This window comes from Burkholderia sp. BCC0397 (assembly GCF_902832865.1).
Classification (GTDB): domain Bacteria; phylum Pseudomonadota; class Gammaproteobacteria; order Burkholderiales; family Burkholderiaceae; genus Burkholderia.
On sequence record NZ_CADFDL010000002.1, the window covers coordinates 996288 to 1019100 of the forward strand.

27 protein-coding genes are annotated in these 22813 nt (G+C 67.7%); 16 read left to right on the forward strand and 11 right to left on the reverse strand.

The features are described from left to right. The first annotated feature begins 469 nt into the window (after positions 1–469). Both HWX03_RS09365 and HWX03_RS09370 read left to right on the forward strand, forming a co-directional pair. On the forward strand, positions 470–757 hold the full coding sequence (locus HWX03_RS09365) for a hypothetical protein (RefSeq protein ID WP_174388148.1): 288 nt from the start codon (positions 470–472) through the stop codon (positions 755–757). Between the two features lie 294 nt (positions 758–1051). Next, entirely contained in the window at positions 1052–1309 is a 258-nt protein-coding gene (locus HWX03_RS09370; protein WP_175871054.1) for a hypothetical protein, read from the forward strand. A 12-nt stretch (positions 1310–1321) separates the two neighbouring features. Here the strand turns inward: HWX03_RS09370 and HWX03_RS37320 are convergent, their stop codons facing one another. After that, positions 1322–1744 carry an Arm DNA-binding domain-containing protein gene (locus HWX03_RS37320; protein WP_347879526.1) on the reverse strand — a complete coding sequence of 141 codons (423 nt, stop codon included), beginning with the start codon at positions 1742–1744 and terminating at the stop codon, positions 1322–1324. 17 nt (positions 1745–1761) lie between these two features. Here HWX03_RS37320 and HWX03_RS09375 point away from each other — a divergent pair, with 17 nt between their 5' ends. The 4 genes from HWX03_RS09375 (at position 1762) to HWX03_RS09390 (ending at position 4171) form a co-directional block, all read left to right on the forward strand. Further along, on the forward strand, positions 1762–2076 hold the full coding sequence (locus HWX03_RS09375; protein WP_006483902.1) for a Dabb family protein: 315 nt from the start codon (positions 1762–1764) through the stop codon (positions 2074–2076). Further along, the gene (locus HWX03_RS09380; RefSeq protein WP_175871055.1) at positions 2073–2552 is read left to right on the forward strand and encodes a PaaI family thioesterase; all 480 of its coding nucleotides are present in this window, start codon (positions 2073–2075) and stop codon (positions 2550–2552) included. The genes HWX03_RS09375 and HWX03_RS09380 overlap by 4 nt, the downstream gene beginning before the upstream one ends. 171 nt (positions 2553–2723) lie before the next feature. Then, a complete protein-coding gene (locus tag HWX03_RS09385) occupies positions 2724–3683 on the forward strand; it encodes an alpha/beta hydrolase (RefSeq protein WP_175871149.1) in 960 nt (319 codons plus the stop codon). A 41-nt stretch (positions 3684–3724) separates the two neighbouring features. Continuing rightward, on the forward strand, positions 3725–4171 hold the full coding sequence (locus tag HWX03_RS09390; RefSeq protein WP_174431641.1) for a GNAT family N-acetyltransferase: 447 nt from the start codon (positions 3725–3727) through the stop codon (positions 4169–4171). Between the two features lie 16 nt (positions 4172–4187). Here HWX03_RS09390 and HWX03_RS09395 read toward each other — a convergent pair whose 3' ends face one another. Together HWX03_RS09395 and HWX03_RS09400 are read right to left on the reverse strand one after the other, a co-directional pair. After that, positions 4188–5033: an NRDE family protein gene (locus HWX03_RS09395; RefSeq protein ID WP_174431642.1), complete on the reverse strand. Its 846-nt coding sequence runs from the start codon at positions 5031–5033 to the stop codon at positions 4188–4190. A 76-nt stretch (positions 5034–5109) separates the two neighbouring features. Beyond that, positions 5110–6144, reverse strand: a complete 1035-nt coding sequence (locus HWX03_RS09400) for a folate-binding protein YgfZ (protein ID WP_175819665.1) — start codon at positions 6142–6144, stop codon at positions 5110–5112. A 77-nt stretch (positions 6145–6221) separates the two neighbouring features. Here HWX03_RS09400 and mltG point away from each other — a divergent pair, with 77 nt between their 5' ends. From mltG to HWX03_RS09445, 9 genes are all read left to right on the forward strand, one after another. Then, on the forward strand, positions 6222–7241 hold the full coding sequence (gene mltG / locus HWX03_RS09405) for an endolytic transglycosylase MltG (protein ID WP_175871056.1): 1020 nt from the start codon (positions 6222–6224) through the stop codon (positions 7239–7241). Further along, a complete protein-coding gene (gene tmk / locus HWX03_RS09410) occupies positions 7241–7861 on the forward strand; it encodes a dTMP kinase (protein WP_175871057.1) in 621 nt (206 codons plus the stop codon). Before mltG ends, tmk begins: the two co-directional genes overlap by 1 nt. A 19-nt stretch (positions 7862–7880) precedes the next feature. Beyond that, positions 7881–8909 carry a DNA polymerase III subunit delta' gene (locus HWX03_RS09415; protein ID WP_175871058.1) on the forward strand — a complete coding sequence of 343 codons (1029 nt, stop codon included), beginning with the start codon at positions 7881–7883 and terminating at the stop codon, positions 8907–8909. Positions 8910–9050: 141 nt separating this feature from the next. Further along, positions 9051–9830, forward strand: a complete 780-nt coding sequence (locus tag HWX03_RS09420) for a TatD family hydrolase (RefSeq protein WP_175871059.1) — start codon at positions 9051–9053, stop codon at positions 9828–9830. Positions 9831–9873: 43 nt separating this feature from the next. Further along, complete coding sequence (locus HWX03_RS09425) at positions 9874–10584, forward strand: ankyrin repeat domain-containing protein (RefSeq protein ID WP_175871060.1); 711 nt, start codon at positions 9874–9876, stop codon at positions 10582–10584. Between the two features lie 117 nt (positions 10585–10701). Next, a complete protein-coding gene (locus tag HWX03_RS09430) occupies positions 10702–11058 on the forward strand; it encodes a Rap1a/Tai family immunity protein (protein ID WP_006485939.1) in 357 nt (118 codons plus the stop codon). Between the two features lie 89 nt (positions 11059–11147). Beyond that, positions 11148–12320 carry a mechanosensitive ion channel domain-containing protein gene (locus HWX03_RS09435; protein WP_175871061.1) on the forward strand — a complete coding sequence of 391 codons (1173 nt, stop codon included), beginning with the start codon at positions 11148–11150 and terminating at the stop codon, positions 12318–12320. A 50-nt stretch (positions 12321–12370) separates the two neighbouring features. Continuing rightward, positions 12371–13546 (forward strand): AAA family ATPase, encoded by a 1176-nt coding sequence (locus HWX03_RS09440; RefSeq protein ID WP_175871062.1) that lies wholly within the window; start codon positions 12371–12373, stop codon positions 13544–13546. A gap of 286 nt (positions 13547–13832) precedes the next feature. After that, complete coding sequence (locus tag HWX03_RS09445) at positions 13833–14897, forward strand: glycosyltransferase family 4 protein (protein ID WP_175871063.1); 1065 nt, start codon at positions 13833–13835, stop codon at positions 14895–14897. Positions 14898–15019: 122 nt separating this feature from the next. Here HWX03_RS09445 and HWX03_RS09450 read toward each other — a convergent pair whose 3' ends face one another. The 3 genes from HWX03_RS09450 to HWX03_RS09460 form a co-directional block, all read right to left on the reverse strand. Further along, positions 15020–15607, reverse strand: a complete 588-nt coding sequence (locus HWX03_RS09450) for a YSC84-related protein (RefSeq protein WP_006478613.1) — start codon at positions 15605–15607, stop codon at positions 15020–15022. 242 nt (positions 15608–15849) lie between these two features. Beyond that, the gene (locus tag HWX03_RS09455; RefSeq protein WP_174431652.1) at positions 15850–16299 is read right to left on the reverse strand and encodes a hypothetical protein; all 450 of its coding nucleotides are present in this window, start codon (positions 16297–16299) and stop codon (positions 15850–15852) included. Positions 16300–16556: 257 nt separating this feature from the next. Further along, positions 16557–16847 (reverse strand): PsiF family protein, encoded by a 291-nt coding sequence (locus HWX03_RS09460; RefSeq protein ID WP_174388134.1) that lies wholly within the window; start codon positions 16845–16847, stop codon positions 16557–16559. A gap of 272 nt (positions 16848–17119) precedes the next feature. Between HWX03_RS09460 and HWX03_RS09465 the strand changes: the two genes are divergently transcribed. After that, complete coding sequence (locus HWX03_RS09465; RefSeq protein WP_175871064.1) at positions 17120–18142, forward strand: asparaginase; 1023 nt, start codon at positions 17120–17122, stop codon at positions 18140–18142. 89 nt (positions 18143–18231) lie between these two features. On the opposite strand, the gene lysM is transcribed toward HWX03_RS09465, so the two are convergent. From lysM to gcl, 5 genes are all read right to left on the reverse strand, one after another. Further along, a complete protein-coding gene (lysM, locus tag HWX03_RS09470) occupies positions 18232–18702 on the reverse strand; it encodes a peptidoglycan-binding protein LysM (RefSeq protein WP_174431654.1) in 471 nt (156 codons plus the stop codon). Between the two features lie 11 nt (positions 18703–18713). Further along, positions 18714–18839, reverse strand: coding sequence for a hypothetical protein (locus HWX03_RS37215; protein ID WP_279608004.1), 126 nt, complete (start codon positions 18837–18839; stop codon positions 18714–18716). A 323-nt stretch (positions 18840–19162) separates the two neighbouring features. After that, positions 19163–20056, reverse strand: a complete 894-nt coding sequence (locus tag HWX03_RS09475) for a 2-hydroxy-3-oxopropionate reductase (protein WP_027813618.1) — start codon at positions 20054–20056, stop codon at positions 19163–19165. Positions 20057–20097: 41 nt separating this feature from the next. After that, positions 20098–20907 carry a hydroxypyruvate isomerase gene (gene hyi / locus HWX03_RS09480; RefSeq protein ID WP_175871065.1) on the reverse strand — a complete coding sequence of 270 codons (810 nt, stop codon included), beginning with the start codon at positions 20905–20907 and terminating at the stop codon, positions 20098–20100. A gap of 43 nt (positions 20908–20950) precedes the next feature. Then, on the reverse strand, positions 20951–22726 hold the full coding sequence (gene gcl, locus HWX03_RS09485; RefSeq protein WP_175871066.1) for a glyoxylate carboligase: 1776 nt from the start codon (positions 22724–22726) through the stop codon (positions 20951–20953). Positions 22727–22813: the final 87 nt, after the last annotated feature.

A 22813-nucleotide genomic window follows, 5' to 3' on the forward strand; every position in this document is an offset into this window, starting at 1 on the left:
CACGGGCACTGCCGCACGATGGGTGTGGTAGGAGGCGGGAAGGTTGTGCGCAAACAGGGGCGGCACAAAACCGGGGAGAGGGGTGAGCCGTCAATCTGCACACGGGGCTCGGATGAAACCATCATACGCGCATCGCCAATGACGCAACGGTTTTATTTCGGCTGCGACGCGACGTACTCGTATTCGATGTCGTCGTTCGTGATCGCCTATTTATAAAGACTACGAACAAACAGGGCGAGCCGTTCGGGGGGGCGAGCGCAGGGGAACGAGCCACCGCCGGTCCGGGCGGTGCGGGTGCCGGATTCGCCGGCCGATATCCGTCGTCACGTGCGGGCAGCGATCCGCTTGCAGACCGGGTGATCGCGATACGCGCGAGAGCGCCTTCGGCAAATGCAGGGCGGAGAAATCCGCGTCGCCCTGCGTTGCCTGTTCCCCTGTATAGTGAGCTTCCCCCTGTGGAGTGACCAATATGCCGGCATACCCGTTTCTTCTCTACAAGGGGTACGAACTTCATCCTCTTGTCTTCTCCCGCACGTTCATTCGCTTCGACAGACATTCCCGTTACGCCGAAGGGTATGACATCGCGGTGCGAATCTGTCGTCCGGCCTCGATGGCAAGCGCTCCGGCAAGCCGCGTTTTTCGGCTGAACCAGCCCCATACATTCTCCGATTTTGGCGTGGCGAGGCGTGCTGCCCGGCAGCAGGGAAAGGACATCGTCGACGGAAAGGTGAGCGGAGCTTCAGTCGTCGACATGTGAAAGCGTTGCGGGCGTACGCGAGCAATTGACCGGCGCTGCTGCTGCCGGCCTGTTTCACCATCGTTTTTTTCGGAAGAATCGATCCGCGGTGGAAAGCGGCGGACCGCACCTCGGCGTGAAGCGACGAGCCCGGCGCAGGGCTTCTTCCAGACCGGTCCCGGCCGTGCGAATCAACGTCGATGTGCTTGCACATTGCCTCGCGGGCCGCGGTGCGGGCTGCGCACGGGTCCGCAGTGGCTGAAGCGAACCCCGCGCTGGTTACCGGCTGCCCTCTGACTCTCAACGGAGCGTCTCATGTATCGGATGATCGTGTACCGTGGATTCGAGATCCATGTCGAACTCAGTCAGGCCGCAGTGGATCTCTACGACGTCACGTTTCAGATCAAGGGCGCCGACAATCTTCGTATCGTGGGTGAGCGCGGAGGCAAGATTTCGCTGCACAACGGCCCCTATACCCGCCGGTGGGCGTATCTCATCGCTGAAGCCGCCGGGCGTGCGGCAATCGACGTGCTCCTTGGCGTGATCACCGTCGACGGTCACCCCCTCGCTTGACGGAGGGGGCGTCTACCGTTGCGCGGTAATATCGTCGTTTTCAGGTTGTCGGCCGGTTCCGAATGGCGCGAGACGGATGCGGGATCTGCATCGGCCCGCCGTCCTGGAGATCAACGGCGGATATTCGTCGATCGCGAATAAATTCTCCTTCCCGGCAATCCTGTATCGGTAGCGCCAGAGCTTGGCGCCTGATGGACGAACCCCAAGATACGGTCCATTGGCGCCGGTAAGTTTGGTAGGCTTGTCGTCTGTGTTTGCTCGTCGGATCTTGACGTCGGCAAGTGGCACGACGAGACGCGGGCGCCGCCCTTGAAAATGGCAGGCGATACCCGTTTTTTCTCGACCGAGCGCGATTTCGAGCGAATGCGAGCGAACGGTGGAAGGGCGGAAAGCGCCCGACTGGCAACGGTTGCAGGCGAAGCGCCGAACCAACACGAACAGGAGCGAACGAAGTGATCAGACATATCGTCATGTGGAAGTTGAAGGAATCGGCGGAAGGCGCGACGCGTGCGCAGAACGCGCTGAAGCTGAAGGAGAAGCTCGAAGGCTGCCGTGACCTCGTGCCGGGCACCCTGCAGATCGACGTTGGCGTGGCGACGCCGGGCCTCGACGCGACCGCCGACATCGTGCTCGTCTCCGATTTCGCCGACAAGGCCGCGCTCGACGCGTACCAGGTGCATCCGGTTCACCAGGAAGTGAAGAAGTTCGTCGTCGCGGTGGCCGAATCGCGCGAGTGCGTCGACTACATCGTCGACAACGCACGATGAGCGACGCGGCAACTCCGGCGGAAGGCCCGTCGATCGAAAGCCCGTTCGTCGATCTGCTCGGCGTGCAGCTCGTGTCCGCGAAGGATGGCGCGAGCGAGATCGTGCTGCCGCTCGAGGAGCGCCACATGAACACGTGGAGCATCGCGCACGGCGGCGTGACGATGACGCTCGCCGATATCGCGCTCGCGATGGCGGCGCGCAGCCTGACCGACGACGGCGTCGGCGTCGTCACGGTCGAGATGAAGGTGAACTTCATGCAGCCGGGCCGCGGCGAGCTGCGCGCTTACGGGCGCGTGATGCACCGCTCGACGACGATGGCCTACTGCGAAGGCGAAGTGCGCGACAGCGACGGCAATTTCGTCGCGAAGGCGCTCGGTACGTTCAAGTACATGCGGCGGCTCGCGGTCGGCCGCGACATCAAGCGGCAACGCTCGCGCACGGCACCGGACGCCCAGCCCGGCCCGAGCGACGCGTAAGCGCCTGCACGCACGGCCCTGTCTCTTCGATGAGGCAGGGCCGTTTGTTTTTGGAGGACGGGATGCCGGCACACTGCGCGCCGCGCCTGTCCGCCCCCCCCCCCCCCCCCCCCGCGTGGCATCATGTCACGCTTGTCCGTTCACGGCGCCGCGCCGGCGCCGTCCACACCGATGCCGCTGAATCCGAAGATCGCCCAGGTGCTCGACATGATCGAGCGCGCGAAACGTCCGTCGTATCACCACCAGACGCCGCAGCAGGCGCGGGCCGCGTACGAGAAGAGCGCGCCGATCCTCGACGTCGCGCCGGCGCCGATGCATTCGGTGGAGGAATGCGTCGTGCCGACGCGCGACGGCCGCACGATCGGTGCGCGACTGTATCTGCCGGTCGCGCCGAGCCTGGCGGAGCCGCTGCCCGCGCTCGTGTACTACCACGGCGGCGGCTTCACGGTCGGCAGCGTCGACACGCACGATGCGCTGTGCCGGATGTTCGCGCACGATGCGCAATGCGCGGTGCTGTCGGTCGGTTACCGGCTCGCGCCCGAACACAGGTTTCCGACCGCGGTGAACGACGCGGACGACGCGTTGCAGTGGCTGCATCGCGAGGCCGCCGCGTTCGGCATCGACGCCGCGCGGCTGGCGGTCGGCGGCGACAGTGCGGGCGGGACGCTCGCGACGGTCTGCGCGGTGCTCGCGCGCGACGCCGGCATTTGCGTTGCGCTGCAACTGCTGATCTACCCGGGCGTGACGGGTTACCAGGACACCGAATCGCACGCGCGGCACGCCAACGGCTACCTGCTGACGCAGGACACGATCCAGTGGTTCTTCACGCAATACGTGCGCGATCGGGCGGATCGCGACGACTGGCGTTTCGCGCCGCTCGACGGCACGCGCGATGCTCCGTCGTTCGCGGGTGTCGCGCCGGCATGGATCGCGACGGCCGAATTCGATCCGCTGAGCGACGAGGGCGCCGCGTACGCGGACAAGTTGCGCGCGGCCGGCAACGCGGTCACGCTGGTCCGTTATCCGGGGATGATCCACGAATTCTTCAAGATGGGCGGCTACGTGCCGGAGGTGCGGGCCGCGCATGCCGATGCGGTCGCGGCGCTGAAGGCTGCATTCGACGAGGTTTGACGGCGAGCGCCCGACGGCGCGCATGCCGCAGGAGAGCTGCGATGACGAATGGCGCGGGCGGGGTGGAAACGGGCGACTGGACGGTACTGGGCGGCGACGCTGCGCGGATCCGCGACGCGGTGTTCGTGCGCGAGCAGCAGATTCCGCCGGAATGGGAACTGGATGACGACGATCCGCTGTCGCTGCATGCGGTCGCGTACCGGATCGACGCGGCGACCGGGCTGCGCCGCGCGGTCGCGACGGGGCGGCTGCTGCCGTCCGGCACGATCGGCCGCGTCGCGGTGCTGGCCGACATGCGCGGCCAGGGTGTCGGGTCGGCCGTGCTGAATGCGCTGCTGGACGCCGCGCGGCGGCGCGGCGAAGCCGTCGTGCGGCTGTACGCGCAGGATTCGGCGGTGTCGTTCTATCTGCGGCACGGCTTCGCGGCGGTCGGCGAACCGTTCGTCGAAGCCGGCGTGCCGCACGTCGAGATGGCGCGCGCGCCGTAGCGCGCCACGCGTGCGTTCAGCGCGGCCGCGCTGCGTCGATATCGAACGTGAACGCGCGCTCGAACGCGCCCGGACGGACGGTTCGGTGCGAGCCGTCGTCGTCGCTGCGCTCCTTGACCTCGACCGTCAGCCGCACGCCTTCCTTCATCGTGACGCGCAGCGCGGTGGTGCCGCGCGTGCCGTATTCGGGCGTTTCGATGAACGCGGCCGACAGCGCACGCTCGCGCTCGATCGGAATGCCCGTGTGCGGCAGTGCGTCGTCGTCCGCGACGTGCGGGTCGCGCATCAGCGCGATCAGTTCGTCGAGCGACGGGGTCGGATTGTCGGTGAGCAGCGTGCCGAGCTCCGCGCGCTTGCGCACCACTTTCGGCCAGGGCGTGTCGAGCCGCGCATTCGACAGCGCATGCACGCCCGGCGCGATCGCGACGGGCGCGGCGACACGGCTTTCGCCCTCGGGCGCGCGGTTGCAGAACCACGCGAGTTCGCGCCGGTGCCAGTCGCCGACGAGCAGGTTGAAGCCGTTGTACACGGCCGCATGCTCGGCAAGCTGCACGAGGTAGTCGAGCGGCGCGACGGACGTGCCGCCGAGAAAGTCGGATACCAGCTTGCCGCGGGTCGGCGCGCCCGCGCGGATGTCGAACGGCGCGCGGTAGTTGGTCAGCGCGGCGAAGCGGCCGTCGCGCGATACGCCGAGCCACGTGCCGCCCGCTTCGAGATCGCGGCCGGCCAGTACGCCCGGCACGTCCTCCCACCACGAGAGCGGCGCGCTGGTCCGGCGAAAGAACTCGTCGCGATTGGCGGCGAGGGTAAAGACGGGACCGGCGGCGGCATCGGGCTGCCAGTCGAAGGCAATCAGACACATCGGGCGAATCTCTCGCAGGAAACATCGGGCGCCGGCTGCGACTCGCGAGCCGGCGCCCGAACGGGTTGTCAGTGCATCACGCTTCGGTCGGCCACGCGTACGGCAGCGCGTCGAATGCGAGCGCCGGGCCGTCGGCCGAACCGACGTGCACCGTGCCGCCGTCGAGCGCGGCGAGCTTGATCTCGACGAGCGCGTCGACGCCGCCTGCCGGCGCGGCCGCCGCGTTGACGATCATCCCGCACGGCTGGCCCGGGTCGTCGCTGTGGAACAGCTCGACGCCGGCATGCACGGTATCGGTCTCGCCGGCGACGTGCGCGAGCGCGGTGCGGCGCTTGATCGTGCCGCGGTACTGGCTGCGCGCCACCACTTCCTGGCCCGGGTAGCACCCTTTCCTGAAGTTAACGGCACCGATCACGTCGAAGTTGACCATCTGCGGCACGAACTGTTCGACGGCCGGCTGCGTGATGCGCGGCTCGCCCGCGCGAACGTCGAGCCAGTCCCACACGGCGGGCGACACGACCGGCAGCGTGCCGGCCAGCGCGGCGAGGCGCGCATCGACTTCGGCGCGCGGGCCGATCCACAGATAGCGCTTGCGGCCGGCCGCATCGGGCACGCGGATCAGCGCACCGGCCGGGCCGTCGACCTTCACGTGCACGCCGTCGGGCAGCGCATCGAAGATGCCCGACAGCGCCTCGCGCACGTCGCCGACGAAGCCGGCCACCGCGAGCGTGTCGCTCGCGTCCGTCAGCTTCGCCTTCGCGCGCAGCACGAACATCGACAGCCGCTTCTGCACGGCCGGCTGCACGTCCTTCGACACGAGCAGGCGCACGCCGTGGCCGGCGCGCCACGTGAGGAACGACGCGAGCAGGCGGCCCTTCGCCGAGCAGTACCCGGACAGCCGCGCGCTGCCGGCATCGAGATGCTCGATGTCGTTGGTGAGCTGGCTGTGCAGGAACGTCGCGGCGTCGTCGCCGGCCACGTCGATCACGCCGAACTGCGGCAGCGGCATGCAGGCGCCCGGCGCTTCGAAATCGGCGGCGGACGGGCGGGGGAAAACGGGGAGCGAGGCAGATGAGGCCTGGGCAGCCGGTGAAGCGAACGGTGTGCTCATGGAATGAGGGAACAGTCAACCCTGACTTTGACGGAGGCGAGCAAGTATTATATGGGTCTTACCTGAGTCACGTTTCCATGTCCCTACTGAAGAAATGCGCCGCGACGATCGTGGCGCTGGCCGTCGTTGTGGCCGCTGCCGGCGCGGGCGGCGGGTATTACTGGGCGACCCGGCCGCTGTTGCTGGGCTCGGCATCGCTCGACGTCACGATCAAGCCGCGCAGCAGCGTGAAGAGCGTCGCGTTGCAGCTCAAGCGCGGCGGCGTGCCGGTCGAGCCGCTCGCATTCGTCGCGATGACGCGCATGCTCGGGCTGTCGAGCCGGCTCAAATCGGGCAACTACGAATTCAAGACCGGCATCACGCCTTACGACGTGCTGCAGAAGATCGCGCGCGGCGACGTGAACGAGTACGTCGCGACGGTCATCGAGGGCTGGACCTTCAAGCGGATGCGCGCGGAGCTCGACGCGAACCCCGATCTGGCGCACGCGACGGCCGGCATGAGCGACGCCGAGCTGCTGCGCGCGATCGGCGCATCGGACGGCGCGGTGCAGCGCGGCAGCGGCGAGGGGCTGTTCTTCCCCGATACCTACCTGTTCGACAAGGGCACGAGCGACCTGAACATCTACCGGCGCGCCTACCGCCTGATGCAGACGCGCATCGACGAGGCATGGGCCGCGCGCACGCCGGGGCTGCCGTACAAGACGCCTTACGAAATGCTGACGATCGCGTCGATCGTCGAGAAGGAAACCGGCCACGCGGCCGACCGCGCGTTCGTCGCGGCCGTGTTCGCGAACCGGCTGCGCATCGGCATGCCGCTGCAGACCGATCCGTCGGTGATCTACGGGCTCGGCGACGCGTACGACGGCCGTCTGCGCAAGCGCGACCTGCAGGCCGACACTCCTTACAATACCTACACCCGACGCGGGCTGCCGCCCACGCCGATCGCGTTGCCGGGTGTCGCCGCGCTGCAGGCGGCGATCAATCCGGCCCCGACGAGCGCGCTCTATTTCGTCGCGAAGGGCGACGGCACGAGCGTGTTCTCGGACACGCTCGGCGACCACAACAAGGCCGTGGACAAGTACATACGAGGTCAATAATGGCGAGCGGTAAATTCATCACGTTCGAAGGTATCGACGGGGCGGGGAAGACCACCCACCTGTCATGGTTCTGCGAACGCCTCCAGGGCCGGCTGGCCGCGACCGGCCGGCAGGTCGTCGTCACCCGCGAGCCGGGCGGCACGCAGCTCGGCGAGAAACTGCGCGAGATCCTGCTGAACCAGCCGATGGATCTCGAGACGGAAGCGCTGCTGATGTTCGCCGCGCGGCGCGAACACCTCGCGCTCGTGATCGAGCCGGCGCTCGCGCGCGGCGACTGGGTCGTGTCGGATCGCTTCACCGACGCGACCTTCGCGTACCAGGGTGGCGGCCGCGGGCTGCCGCGCGACAAGCTCGAGACGCTCGAGCGCTGGGTGCAGGGCGGTTTCCAGCCCGACCTCACGGTGCTGTTCGACGTCGCGCCGCAGGTCGCGAGCGAGCGCCGCGGCGCCGCGCGCATGCCCGACAAGTTCGAAAGCGAGTCCGACGCGTTCTTCACCCGCACGCGCGCCGAATACCTGCGGCGCGCGGAAGAGGCGCCGCATCGCTTCGCGATCGTCGACGCGACGCGCTCGATTCCGGAGATTCGCCAGCAGCTCGAGCGCGTGCTCGCCGCGCTGTAACCCGCAAGGAACGCACCCCATGATCTATCCGTGGCAAACCGACGACTGGAACCGCCTGCAGCAACTGCGCACGCAATGGCCGCATGCGCTGCTGCTGCACGGTCAGGCCGGGATCGGCAAGCTGCAGTTCGCGCAGCATCTCGCGCAGGGCTTCCTGTGCGAATCGCCGCAGCCGAACGGCGAGCCGTGCGGCGCCTGCGCGGCCTGCAACTGGTTCTCGCAGGGCAACCATCCGGACTACCGGATCGTGTTGCCCGAGGTGCTGGCGGGCGAGGCGCCGGGCGCGGCGGACGACGCGAAGCCGGCCGACGCGGACGAAGGCGGCAAGAAGACGCGGGCGCCGAGCAAGGAAATCAAGATCGAGCAGGTGCGCGCGCTGCTCGACTTCTGCGGGGTGGGTTCGCACCGCGGCGGCGCGCGCGTCGTCGTGCTGTATCCGGCCGAGGCGCTCAATGTCGCCGCGTCGAACGCGCTGCTGAAAACGCTGGAGGAGCCGCCGGCCGGCGTCGTGTTCCTGCTCGTGTCGGCGCGCATCGACCGCCTGTTGCCGACGATCATCAGCCGCTGCCGCCAGTGGCCGATGACCGTGCCGGCGCCGGAGGCGGCCGCCGCGTGGCTCGCGGCGCAGGGCGTCGACCACGCAAGCGCGCTGCTCGCCGAAGCCGGCGGCGCGCCGCTCGCCGCGCTGGCGCTCGCGAGCGACGAGAACCGCCCGCTGCGCGACTACACGCTCGGGCAACTGGCCGCCGGTGGGGCTTGTGATCCGTTCGCATGCGGCGAGACGCTGCAGAAGCTGCCGGTGCCGCTGGTGCTCGGCTGGCTGCAGCGCTGGCTGTACGATCTGCTCGCACAGCGGATGGCCGGTGCGCCGCGCTACTTCCCGATGCACGCGGCGGCCCTTGCGCGCTGCGCGGAAGCGGTCGACGCGAACGCATTCGCGCGCTTCATGAAAGCCGTGACGCGGCAGCGGACGGTCGAGAACCATCCGCTCAACGCGCGGCTCGTATTCGAGGAATTGTTTCTCGGATATCGGGAAATATTTTCCTGATCCGGCATTGTTTCCGATGGGTTGCGAAACGATGAATGGATCACGCGGGGGCGCGACCGTGGCCGGCCGGCCCGCCCACGCTGCCCAGTGCCGCATGCCGGCGGGCGCATGAGCGCCCGTCTCACGTATTCAGGAAACACGATGTTCGTCGACTCTCACTGCCACATCAATTTCAAGGGCCTGGCCGACCGCCTGCCGGCCGTTCTCGAGAACATGCGCGAGCACGACGTCACGCACGCGCTGTGCGTGTCGGTCGATTTCGAGACACTGCCCGACGTGCTCGCGATCGCCGAAGCGTACGAGAACGTGTACGCGTCGGTCGGCGTGCATCCGGATCACGAGGACGTGCACGAGCCGACGCTCGCGGAGCTCGTCGAGCTGGCCGCGCACCCGAAGGTCGTCGCGATCGGCGAAACCGGCCTCGACTACTACCGCCTAGAAGGCCGCTCGATCGCCGACATGGAATGGCAGCGCGAACGCTTTCGCACGCACATCCGCGCGGCGACCGCGACGATGAAGCCGCTGATCATCCACACGCGTTCGTCGTCGGAGGACACGCTGCGGATCATGGCCGAGGAGCGCGCGGACGTGCCGGGCGGCGTGATGCACTGCTTCACCGAGCCGTGGGCCGTCGCTGAGCAGGCGCTCGCGCAGAACTTCCATATCTCGCTGTCGGGCATCGTCACGTTCAAGAACGCGACCGACGTGCAGGACGTCGCGCGGCGCGTGCCGCTCGACCGGCTGCTGATCGAAACCGACTCGCCGTACCTCGCGCCGGTGCCGTATCGCGGCAAGCCGAATGAACCTGCGTACGTCAGCCATGTCGGACGCTTTATCGCATCCGAGCGCGGGATCGCCGTCGAGGCGCTCGCCGATGCGACAACGCAGAACTTTTTCCGGCTGTTCAAGATCGCCCGCTAACGACGTGCGCGCAGCCGACAACCCAGGGAAGGAGCCCACAACAATGACGAAGCCGACCAATCATCTGCCCAAACGCGCACTCGTCGCGGCCGCATTCGTCGCGAGCGGGCTGTTCGCCGCCGCCGGCGCGCAGGCCGAGTCGCTCGACGCGATCGTCAAGGCCGTCAAGTTCGACGACATCGCCGATATCGGCAAGCAGCTCAAGAGCGGCAAGCTCGATCCGAACACGCTCGCGCCGAACGGCGACCCGATCCTCGTGATCGCCGCACGCGAGAAGTCCGACAAGGTCGCGGCGGCGATCGCCACGACGCCGAACGTCGATCTCGAGAAGGAAGACAAGGCCGGCGAAAACGCGCTGATGCTCGCATCGCTGAACGGCGACCTCGACCTCGTCAAGCTGCTGATCGACAAGGGCGCGGAAGTCGGCAAGAAGGGCTGGGCGCCGCTGCACTACGCGGCGACCAACGGCCAGGACGCGGTCGTCAAGGTGCTGCTCGACCACGACGCGTACATCGACACCGCATCGCCGAACGGCACGACGCCGCTGATGATGGCCGCGCGCGGCAACCATGCGTCGACGGTCACGCTGCTGCTCGACCAGGGCGCCGATCCGCAGGTGAAGAACCAGCTCGGCATCACCGCGCTCGAGTTCGCGAAGCACTACAACGCGCCGGACGCGATCGGGATCCTGAGCAAGCGGACGACGCGTATCGGTGCGGCGACGCCGGCAGATGCTCAAAAGAGTGCAAAATAACGGCTTTTGGTGCGGCGGCGCCTGTCCGCCCGGCCGGCTTCAGGCCGGCGTGGGGCATCCGGCGCCGCACCGGCCAAGCAGCAGGCGGTCTCCGGCCGCATTGACATAAGGAACACCATGTTGCGCGCAATGTTTTGTGCCGCGGCGTTTGCCGTGCCGTTGTCGGCGGCGGCTTTCACGGGCGCGGATCTCGACCGGCTGTGCGCGAAGACGGACGTCAAGTCGCGGGCGTCGTGCGCGGCCTATATCGAAGGCGCCGCCGACGGCGTCTACAACACGATCGATGCGATCGGCGGCACCACGGGGCCGCGCGTCGGTCAGTACTTCTGCCTGCCGCCCGACATCCGGGCGCAACAGATGACGGACGCGGTGCGCAAGTACATCGCGGAAAATCCGAAGCTGGCCGACTACAACGCGAGCACCGCGGTGTCGCTCGGCCTCGGCAAGGCGTTTCCCTGCAGGAGCGGCAACTGATCTGACGCCGTGTCCGGGTGCGTGCGTGGCCCGGACGTCGCCGACGCATCCAGGACGAAGCCTGTGCGCTTCATCACTCGAGGGCGCCGATGATTTCAATCGAGGAACTGCAGCGCATCGCCGATGCGCCGTTGCATTCGTGGCTCGGCACGCTGGGCGTGTCGGTCATCGTCATATTGGTCGTCACGGTCGTGCACCGCCTCGGCGCACGCATCGTCAAGCGCATCGCGCAGCCGTATCCGCTGATGAGCGCGATCCTGCGCTACGTCGACAAACCGTCGCTCGTCGTGCTGGCGCTGCTGGCGCTCGAATTCCTGTGGGTCCAGGCGGACGACGGCATGTCGTTCGTGCGCGGCATGCGCACCGCGGCCGCGGTCGGCTCCATCGTGTCGCTCACGTGGCTGCTGGTGCGGCTCGCGGCCGGCGTCGGCGACGCGATCATCCAGGCCCATCCGATCGATACGGCCGACAATCTCCAGGCGCGGCGCATCCATACGCAGGCCAAGGTGCTCGTGCGGACCGTGATGGTGCTGATCGTGATCATCGGCGCCGGCGCCGCGCTGATGACGTTCCCGAACGTGCGCCAGATCGGCGCGAGCCTGCTGGCATCGGCCGGTGTGGCAGGGCTGGTCGCCGGTATCGCCGCGCGGCCGGTGCTCGGCAACCTGATTGCCGGGTTGCAGATCGCGCTCACGCAGCCGATCCGGCTCGACGACGTGGTCGTGATCCAGGGCGAGTGGGGGCGCATCGAGGAAATCACCGGCTCGTTCGTGTCGGTGCGGCTGTGGGACCAGCGGCGTCTCGTCGTGCCGCTGCAGTGGATCATCGAGAATCCGTTCACGAACTGGACGCGCAGCAGCGCGGAAATCATCGGCAGCGTTTACCTGTCGGTCGATTACCGCACGCCGCTCGCGCCGCTGCGCGAGGAACTCGCACGGCTCGTCCACGCCGCGCCGGAATGGGACGGCCGCGTGCAGGTGCTGCAGGTGACCGACGCGACGGAGCGCACGATGCAACTGCGTGCGCTCGTCAGCGCGGCCGATTCGTCGTCGTGCTGGGATCTGCGCTGCCGCGTGCGCGAAGGGCTGATCGCCTATCTGCAGAACCGCTATCCGCAATGCCTGCCGCGCAGCCGGATGGAGTTGTATCCGCACGAATCCGCGCCCCACGCGCCGAATCCCGAACGGCCGCACGCGCGGTCGCCCGCCGCCAGCACGGCGGCCAACACCGCAGCCGACCCGCAGGCCGTCGATGGCCGCTGAACGCGGCCCGGCGCCTGCCTGCCATTCCCCGTCGCCCATTCCTCATTCCCATGACCGCGCTGAAGACGCTCGCCATCGCCAATTACCGCTCGCTGCGCGAGCTGATCGTGCCGCTCGCGGCGCTCAACGTCGTCACGGGGCCGAACGGCAGCGGCAAGTCGAGCGTGTACCGCGCGCTGCGGCTGCTCGCCGATACCGCGCAGGGCCGCGTGATCCCGTCGCTCGCGCGCGAGGGCGGCTTGCCGTCGACGCTGTGGGCCGGCCCCGAGCGCTTCTCGCGCGCGATGCTGGCCGGCGAGGAGCCGGTGACGGGCACGGTGCGCAAGGGCCCGGTGAGCCTGAAGCTCGGCTTTGCGTGCGACGATTTCGGCTATTCGATCGATCTCGGCCTGCCGCTGCCGAGCCGCTCGCAGTTCGCGCTCGATCCGGTGGTCAAGCGCGAATGCATCTGGGGCGGCGCGTTGCTGCGTCCGTCCACGCTGCTGGTCGACCGGCAGGGCGCGCAGATCCGCGCGCGTACCGCGTCGGGCGACTGGCAGACGATTCCGCAGCCGGTCGCGAGCTTCGACAGCATGATGACCGAGTTCGCCGATCCGACCGGCGCGCCCGAGATGATCGCGGTGCGCGAGCGGATCCGCTCGTGGCGCTTCTACGACCATTTCCGGACCGATGCGCAGGCGCCGGCGCGCCAGTCGCACATCGGCACCCATACGCCGGTGCTCGCGGACGACGGGGCCGACCTGGCCGCCGCGCTGCAGACGATCCGCGAAATCGGCGACGCGGCGGCGCTCGACGCGGCGATCGACGACGCGTTTCCCGGCGCGTCGGTCGAGATCGACAATCCGGGCGGCCGCGGCCGCTTCGACGTGCTGATGCGCCAGCCGGGGCTGCTGCGGCCGCTGGCGGCGGCCGAGCTGTCCGACGGCACGCTGCGCTACCTGCTGCTCGCGGCCGCGCTGCTGACGCCGCGGCCGCCGGCGCTGATGGTGCTGAACGAACCGGAGACGAGTCTGCATCCCGATCTGCTGCCGGCGCTCGGCCGCCTGATCGCGCAGGCCGCCCGGCGTTCGCAGGTGCTGGTCGTGTCGCACGCGGCGCGGCTCATCGCGACGCTCGAGCGCGAGGCCGGCTGCGAATCGCTGGTGCTCGACAAGCAGCTCGGCGCGACCGCGCTCGTCGACGCCGATTCGCGCGACCTGCCGGCCTGGAAGTGGCCGTCGCGTTGACAGGCCCGATGGCGCGCTTGGGGTCGCGATCGGCGGCCGGCGGCGCCGGATCGGCCCGGCCGGGCCCGATGCGAGGCGGTCGGGTCCGCTCAGCGGAATGTATCCGGTCTGTAACAACCCCCAAAAAATGAAAGACCGGCGGTTCCGCTCATCGGGATCGCGAATAATAATGAGATATCCGGCTGGCGCCACGCCGGCCGGCGCTGCATGGACGCGGGGCGGGCGCGCGCAAGCGCGGGCCGCCGCCGGCCGTACCGCAACGGACAGGACACAGGAGACGTGGACCATGAGAATTGCCCAGATCGCCCCGCTGACCGAATCCGTGCCGCCGAAGCTGTACGGCGGCACGGAGCGCGTCGTGTCCTACATCACCGAGGCGCTCGTCGAGCTCGGCCACGATGTGACGCTGTTCGCGAGCGGCGATTCGACGACGCGGGCGAAGCTCGAGCCCGTGTGGCCGCGCGCGCTGCGGCTCGATACGTCGATCCGCGACCGGGTCGCGCCGCACATGCTGCTGATGGAGACGGTCGCGCGCCGCGCGAAGGATTTCGACGTGCTCCATTTCCACATGGACTACTACTCGTTCTCGGTCTTCAACCGGCAGGAAACGCCTTACGTGACGACGCTGCACGGCCGGCTCGACCTGCCCGAGCAGCAACCGGTGTTCGACACGTTCAGCACGGCGCCGGTGATCTCGATTTCCAATGCGCAGCGCCAGCCGTTGCCGCAGGCGAAATGGCTGACGACCGTCTATCACGGGCTGCCCGATACGCTGTACATGCCGCAGCCCGTCCAGCCGCGCTATCTCGCGTTCCTCGGCCGCATCTCGCCGGAAAAACGCGTCGACACCGCGATCCGCATTGCCCGCCAGTGCGGGTTGCCGATCCGGATCGCCGCGAAGATCGACGCGGCCGACCAGGAATACTTCGACTGCGAGATCAAGCCGCTCTTCGCGTTGCCGCACGTCGAATACATCGGAGAGATCGCCGATCACGAGAAGGCCGAATTCCTGTCGGGCGCGCATGCGCTGCTGTTTCCGATCGACTGGCCGGAGCCGTTCGGCCTGGTGATGATCGAGGCGATGTCGTGCGGCACGCCGGTGATCGCGTTCAACCGCGGCGCGGTGCCAGAAGTGGTGGACGAGGGCGTGTCGGGTTTCATCGTCGAGGACGAAATCAGCGCGGTGGCCGCCGTGAACCGGCTGCACTTGCTGCCGCGTGCGCGCGTGCGGCAGCGCTTCGAGGAACGCTTCACGTCGCGCCGGATGGCGCAGGAGTACGTGGACGTGTACCAGTCGGTGATCCGCGCGCAGAAGCGCTCGCGCTTCAAGGTGATCGATTCGACGACCTGAGCGGCCCGAGCAACCTGACCGCCTTGGCGCGCGGCGCCGGCGGATAAAAAAAACGGCGATGCCCGCAAGGACATCGCCGTTTGCGCAAGACCCGCGCGCAGCGCGCGGGCAGTGCGTCAACGTCAGATCTTGAGCTTCGTGACCTTGGTGCCGTTGATCGACACGTCGCCCATCAGGCCGGCGTTGGTCAGCACGACGACCTGGATCGGTGCCGTGGCCGTGTTGGAGTCGACCGCACCGTTCGCGCCCATCTTCACGAGTGCGACCGATGCGCCGGCGCCGGCTGCCCAGCCGTCCGAGCCGCGGAATTCGTCGAGCGCCTGCTGCGTCATGAACAGGAACACGATCGCCTTCGACTGCGCGCCGGCCTGCAGGCCGACCGACAGCGACGACGTGTTGTAGTAGCCGACCGTGCTGCCGCCGACGCGCAGCGCGCCGTTGCCGGACTGGCCGCCGACGATGAAGCCGGCCTGGAGCACTTCCGGGAAGACCAGCACGCCGCGCGATTTCGCGACGAGCTCGCGTGAACCCTTGACCGTGGAGTACATGCGCGACAGCGTGGCGTCGACGCTCGCGTCGATCGACTGGCGCTTGGACGCGTTGGTCGCGGCGTTGTCCGGCTTGTCCGGGGTGGTGGTGCAACCGGTGAGCGCAAGGCTACCGACGATGAGTGCGGCGGCGGCTTTCAGGACAAGATTCCGTTTTTGCATCGTTGTTCTCCATCGGATGATGTTCGGAGTGAGTCTCGCTCAAGGAGCGGTTCACGTCGGCAGTTATATCACAGTGGATTAAGGCCTTTTTTCGTTGCCGCGTGAAAAAGCGTCAAATCGCGCGGGGGTGTCGCGGCGCGCCAACGGACGAAGCGGCGCCGACGCGCGCCCCGCGCGTGGTCGGCGAGCGGGGAGTGCGGCGGTCGGGCAGAGGGCGGCGGCGCCTGGGGCGCGCGCCAGGGTCAGTGCGTGACGGGCGGAACGGGCGGCTTGATCGGCGGGCGGCGCAGCGCGCGGCGGATCAGCGCGATCACGACGCCGCACGCGAACAGGAACGCGGCCGGGACGACCCAGTAGCCGACGAACGCGTGCCACAGATAGCCGGCGAGCGTATTGCGGCGCACCACGTATTCGTCGCGAGCCGCCTGCTGGCGCGGCGCGTTGGCGGCGAGCACATCGGCCGGGCAGCCGGCCGCGCGCGCTTCGTCAGGATCCCCGTGGCACTTCGCGGTGGCGCCGGCGGCCTGCTGCGCGTCGGTGAGCTGCCAGGTGGTCAGCGCGAGCTGCAGGTCCGCCTTGTTGTAGGCCATTTCCTCGCGGATCTCGCGCACGGCGATGATCGCGACGGGCACCGCCCAGAACACGATCACGATCAGCCAGCGGCGGAACCAGCGGTGTTGTCTCCATGCCATCCAAGCCTCCGTTTGACGCGCGTGCGCGTCCGTCTCGAGGGCGGCCCGATGGCGCTTCTTGGTCTTGGGTGGGCCGCGTTGCAGCCATCATAGAAGAAAACGCGGCGAATTGCCGCACCATATGGCGGCGCCGGGCCGGCAGGCGGAAAAACGGGGCGGGAAAGACTGGCATGCGCGCGTCGATGCGCGTGCAACGAAAACAAAAATGCCGCGCCCGCCGAAGCGGGGCGCGGCATTCGAGACGGGAGCGCCGAAACTCAGGCGGCCGGCTGGCTGCTCAGGCAGCTCTTCATGAACGTCTTGCGATCGTCGCCCTTCTTGCCGGTGGCCTGCGTGTTGCACGCCTTCATCTTTTCCTGCTGCGTCATCGCCTTCGCGGGCTTCGTCGACAGGCAGTCCTTCATGAACGCCTTGCGTTCATCGCCCGTCTTGCCGGCTGCCTGGGTGTTACAGGCCTTCATCTTGTCCTGCTGGCTGTTGGCCGCGAAAGCGGGGGAAGCCAGCATGCCGCCGAGCAGCACTGCGGCTACGAGCGATTGGATTTTCATTTCGACACTCCCATGGGGTGAATTGCGTTTTATATCGACGCCGTCACGAAGCACGACGCAACGGGAACAGGGCCGCATCGCGCCGCGCGCTCCGATTATGGCAAATCAATGTGAAAACACCAGAACGGCATTTCTATAACGCGGCGGCCGGCGTGGCCGTTGACGGCGTGCGCGCGCCGGCGATCGGGACAAACCACGACACGGGGCGTTTGCTCCCCGTTGAACGCGCGTGACCTGACGGATGCCGGCCGCGAGCCATTACAATCGCGGCCATGAATACTCAGAATCCCGCATCCCCTCCGTCGGCGACGCCTCTGCCGCGCATCGCCGTACTCGCCACCGGCGGCACGATCGCCGGCGCCGCGCCCGACGCAGCCAGCACGGCCGGCTACCAGGCCGGCGCGCTCGGCGTCAATTTCCTGGTCGACGCCGTGCCGGCGCTCGCGTCGGTCGCTCGTATCGACGCGGAGCAGGTCGCCAGCATCGACAGCAAGGATCTCGCGCTGCCGCTGTGGAACACGCTCGCCGCGCGGATCGACGCGCTGATGGCCGACCCGGCCATCGACGGCATCGTGATCACCCACGGCACCGATACGCTCGAGGAAACCGCGTATGCGCTGCATCTGGTCGTCCGGGGCGACAAGCCGGTCGTGCTGACGGCCGCGATGCGGCCGGCCACCGCGCTGTCGTCCGACGGCCCGCTGAACCTGCTGAACGCGGTGACGGTGGCCGCGCATCCGGCCGCGCGCGGGCAGGGCGTGCTGGTCGCGTTCAACAACCGGATCCACGGCGCGCGCGACGTCGTGAAGACGAGCACCTATGCGGTCGACGCGTTCCAGTCGCCGGAGCTCGGTGCACTCGGCTGGGTGCAGGACGGTCGCGTCGAATTCGCACGGCGCGTCACGCGCACGCGCGACACGCAACTGGCGATCGCCGCGACCTGGCCGCCGGTCGAGGTCGTCGCGAGCTATGCGGGCGTGACACGCACGGCCGTCGATGCGCTCGTCGCGGCCGGCGTGCGCGGGCTCGTCGTCGCGGGCACCGGCAACGGGTCGATCCATGCGACGCTGCAGTCGGCGCTCGCCGATGCGGTGAACGCGGGCGTGACGGTGGTGCGTGCGTCGCGCGTCGGTTCGGGGCACGTGATGCGCAACGGCGCCGCGAGCGACGATGCGCTCGGTTTCGTGAGCGGGGGCTCGCTGCACCCGTTCAAGGCGCGCGTGCTGCTGATGCTCGCGCTCGCGAACGGCATTCAGGATCGAGCTGCACTGCAGCGCGCGTTCGATACGCTGTGACGGATGGCCGCCGCTCGGGCGGCGCGCAGCGCGCATAAAAAATGGCAGGCCAGTGGCCTGCCATTTTTGCGTCAGTGCTGCGCGAACGCTCAGGACTGCGGCGGAATCACCAGCTTCTGGCCCGGATAAATACGGTCCGGGCTCGACAGCATCGGCTTGTTCGCCTCGAAGATCGCCGGGTACTTGTTCGCGTCGCCATACACTTCCTTGGCGATCGCCGACAGCGTGTCGCCCGGCTTCACGTCGTGGTACTGGACTTCCGGATCGTCCGGCTGCAGATCGTCGTCGTTGACGCCCGCGACGCCCTGGACGTTGCCGGCCGCGACCTTGACCTTCGCCTTCGTGTCGAGATCGGCAACGCTGCCCGACAGCGTGACGGTGCGCGATGCGCCGTCGAACGAGACGGTCAGGTTCGACGTGTCGAGACCTTGCGAGTTGATGTAATTCTTGATCGCATCGGCCGCGGTCTGGTTCGCGGCATTCGGATCTTCCGCCGCTTGCGCGTCGGCGTGACCCAGCAGTTTTTCACCCGCCTCTTTGATAAACGAAAGAAGACCCATCGCTGTACTCCCTAGGTGGTTGAAAAAGAAAACGCGCCGTGAAGTGGCGAAAAAAACACCGCGCTGGACACGGTCACCGGAGTGAGCGCAAGCGCGGCGGATTTCTCGAAAGGCGTGGCGAAAGTGTAGGCGTTCATCGCGACGATTGCATGAAAAATCGCACGCTCGAACGTAAAGAAATGTAATACGCGAAATCCGACAGGCGGACACCCGACGACGACGTCTGACCGACCAAGGCTTCCCCGGCGCCGCCGGGTGCCGCTGCGGACCCCACCACGCCGCTCTCAGCCCAGAGCGGCGTTTTTCGCCCCGTCCCGCACGCGTTTCAGCGATGCCGGGCGGGGCGCCCCACCGTGATGCGCGCAGGTTCGCGCATCGATGCGACCGGCCGCGGCCGAGTCGCGTGTATGCGTCGCGCGCCTCCGCCATCGCAGCGAAAACGCGTGTTGTGACATCCGCGTTACGCGGCCGGCGTCTGGCCGATCTCGAAGTTCGACATGATCTCGAGCGCGCGCACGAGTGCCGAGTGATCCCATGCCTTGCCGCCGTGCGATGCGCACACGCTGAACAGCTGTTGCGCGCTCGCGGTGTGGGGCAGCGCGAGGCCGAGCTTGCGTGCGCCGTCGAGCGCGAGGTTCAGGTCCTTCTGGTGCAGCTCGATGCGGAAGCCCGGATCGAACGTGCGCTTGGTCATCCGCGCACCGTGCACTTCGAGGATGCGCGACGCGGCGAAGCCGCCCATCAGCGCCTGGCGCACGCGTTCCGGATCGGCGCCCGAGCGGGCGGCGAACAGCAGCGCTTCGCCGACCGCCTCGATGTTCAGCGCGACGATGATCTGGTTCGCGACCTTGCAGGTCTGGCCCGCCCCGTTGTCGCCGACGAGCGTGATGTTCTTGCCCATCTTCTCGAACAGCGGCTTCGCGCGCTCGAACGCCTTTTCCGGGCCGCCGACCATGATCGTCAGCGTCGCTTCGCGTGCGCCGACTTCGCCGCCGGACACCGGCGCGTCGAGGTAGTCGCAGCCGAGTGCATTGATCTGCTTTGCGAATGCTTGCGTGTCGAGCGGCGAGATCGAGCTCATGTCGATCACGAGCTTGCCGGCGGTCAGGCCCTTCGCGACGCCGTCGTCGGCGAACAGCACGTTACGCACGTCGGGCGTGTCCGGCACCATCGAGATGATGATGTCGGCGTGCTGCGCGACTTCGGTCGAGTTCGCGACGACCTTCGCGCTCGCGCGCAGGTCGTCCGGGACCGGGAACGCACCGTTGACGACGAGCTGGTGGTCGCCCTTGAGCAGGTTGCGCGCCATGTGCGCGCCCATGATGCCGAGGCCGATGAAACCGATGGTTGCCATGTGAAAGTCTCCTATAGGGCTGAAAACGGGAAGGGCGCGACTCAGGCGGCGCGACGCGCCGAGCCCGGTGCGCAGCCGGCGACGCTGTGCAGCCAGCCGAGGCCTTCCGTCGTGGTGGTGCGGGGCTTGTATTCGCAGCCGACGTAGCCGGCATAGCCGAGCCGGTCGAGCAGTGCGAACAGGAATGCGTAGTTGATCTCGCCGGTGCCCGGCTCGTTGCGGCCCGGGTTGTCCGCGAGCTGGACGTGGCCGATCGATGCGAGGTTGCGTTCGATCGTCGCGGCCAGTTCGCCTTCCATGCGCTGCATGTGATAGATGTCGTACTGCAGGAACAGGTTGTCCGAGCCGACCGCGCGGATCACGTCGAGCCCTTCGGACGAGCGGTTCAGCGCGAAGCCCGGGATGTCGAAGCGGTTGCACGGCTCGACCAGCAGGCGGATGCCTTCGCGCTTGAGCGCATCGGCGGCGAAGCGCAGGTTGTCGACGATCGTCACGAAGGTCTTGTCGCGCGCTGTACTCGCCGACGGGATGCCGACGAGACAGTTCAGCTGCGGCACCTTCAGCGCCTTCGCGTACTCGATCGCACGGCCGACCCCTTCCTGGAATTCGCCGACGCGATCGGGCAGGCACGCGATGCCGCGCTCGCCCTGATCCCAGTTGCCGGCGGGCAGGTTGTGCAGCACGAGGCGCAGGCGGTGCGTCTCGAGCCGCTCGGCGAGTTCCTCTTTCGCGTACGGATACGGGAACAGGAACTCGACGGCGTCGAAGCCCGCGTCCGCGGCCGCCTTGAAGCGGTCGAGGAACGGCACTTCGTTGAACAGCATGGTCAGGTTTGCAGCAAACTTCGGCATGAGCTAAGCCTCTTCGGTCGGTCAGTCAAAAAAGTCGTGCGGTTCAGTCGAGCATCGAGATCGCGGTCGGTGCGTGCTCGGCCTTTTCGGCGAGGTCCTCGAATTCGTTGATCGCGTCGATTTCGGTGCCCATCGAGATGTTCGTCACGCGCTCGAGGATCACTTCGACGACCACCGGCACGCTGAACTCTTCCGCGAGCGTTTGCGCCTGGCGCAGCGCCGGCTCGATCTCTTCCGGCTTGAACACGCGCAGCGCCTTGCAGCCGAGGCCTTCCGCGACCGCCACGTGGTCGACGCCATAGCCGTTCAGTTCCGGTGCGTTGACGTTGTCGAACGCGAGCTGCACGCAGTAGTCCATGTCGAACGCGCGCTGCGCCTGGCGGATCAGCCCGAGGTACGAGTTGTTCACGACGACGTGCACGTACGGCAGCTTGAATTGCGCGCCGGCGGCCAGTTCCTCGATCATGAACTGGAAGTCGTAGTCGCCGGACAGCGCGACGATCGGGCGGCTCGGGTCGGCCGCACGCACGCCGAGCGCGGCGGGGATCGTCCAGCCGAGCGGGCCGGCCTGGCCGCAGTTGATCCAGTTGCGTGCCTTGAACACGTGCAGGAACTGCGCGGCGGCGATCTGCGACAGGCCGATCGTGCTGACGTAGCAGGTATCGCGGCCGAACACCTTGTTCATCTCTTCGTACACGCGCTGCGGCTTGACCGGCACGTTGTCGAAGTGGGTCTTGCGCTGCAGCGTGCGCTTGCGTTCCTGGCATTCCGAGACCCACGCGCTGCGGTCCTTCAGCTTGCCGGCGGCCTTCCATTCCCGTGCAACCGCGACGAACAGCGCGAGGGCGGCCTTCGCGTCGGACACGATGCCGAGATCCGGGCCGAACACGCGGCCGATCTGCGTCGGCTCGATGTCGACGTGCACGAACTTGCGGCCCTTCGTGTAGACCTCGACGCTGCCCGTGTGGCGGTTCGCCCAGCGGTTGCCGATGCCGAGCACGAAGTCGGATGCGAGCATCGTCGCGTTGCCATAGCGGTGCGACGTCTGCAGGCCGACCATGCCGGCCATCAGCGGGTGGTCGTCGGCGATCGCGCCCCACGACATCAGCGTCGGGATCACCGGCACGCCGACCGTTTCGGCGAACTGCACGAGCAGGTCTTCGGCCGCCGCGTTGAGCACGCCGCCGCCCGACACGATCAGCGGCTTGTCCGCGTCGTTGAGCATCGCGAGCGCTTTCTCGATTTGCGCGCGGGTGGCCGCGGGCTTGTAGACCGGCAGCGGTTCATACGTGTCGATGTCGAATTCGATTTCGGCGAGCTGCACGTCGATCGGCAGGTCGACCAGCACCGGGCCCGGACGGCCCGAGCGCATCAGGTGGAACGCCTGCTGGAACACGCGCGGCACGAGCGCCGGTTCGCGCACGGTGACGGCCCATTTGGTGACGGGCTTCGCGATCGATTCGATGTCGACGGCCTGGAAGTCTTCCTTGTAGAGGCGCGCGCGCGGTGCCTGGCCCGTGATCGCGAGGATCGGAATCGAATCGGCCGACGCGGAGTACAGGCCGGTGATCATGTCGGTGCCGGCGGGGCCCGACGTGCCGATGCACACGCCGATGTTGCCCGGTGCCGCACGCGTGAAGCCTTCGGCCATGTGCGACGCGCCTTCGACGTGGCGCGCCAGCACGTGGCTGATGCCGCCCGACTTGCGCATGGCCGAGTAGAACGGGTTGATCGCGGCGCCCGGCACGCCGAACGCGGTCTGGATGCCTTCCTTCTCGAGCACGAGTACGGCTGCGTCGACGGCTCTCATCTTGGCCATGAATGTCTCCTTGGATGGTGGAATCTTGCGAATCGGTCTGTTGAGGACACTTTAGGGATGCAGGAAAGGTTTGATAAGATCCGCCGA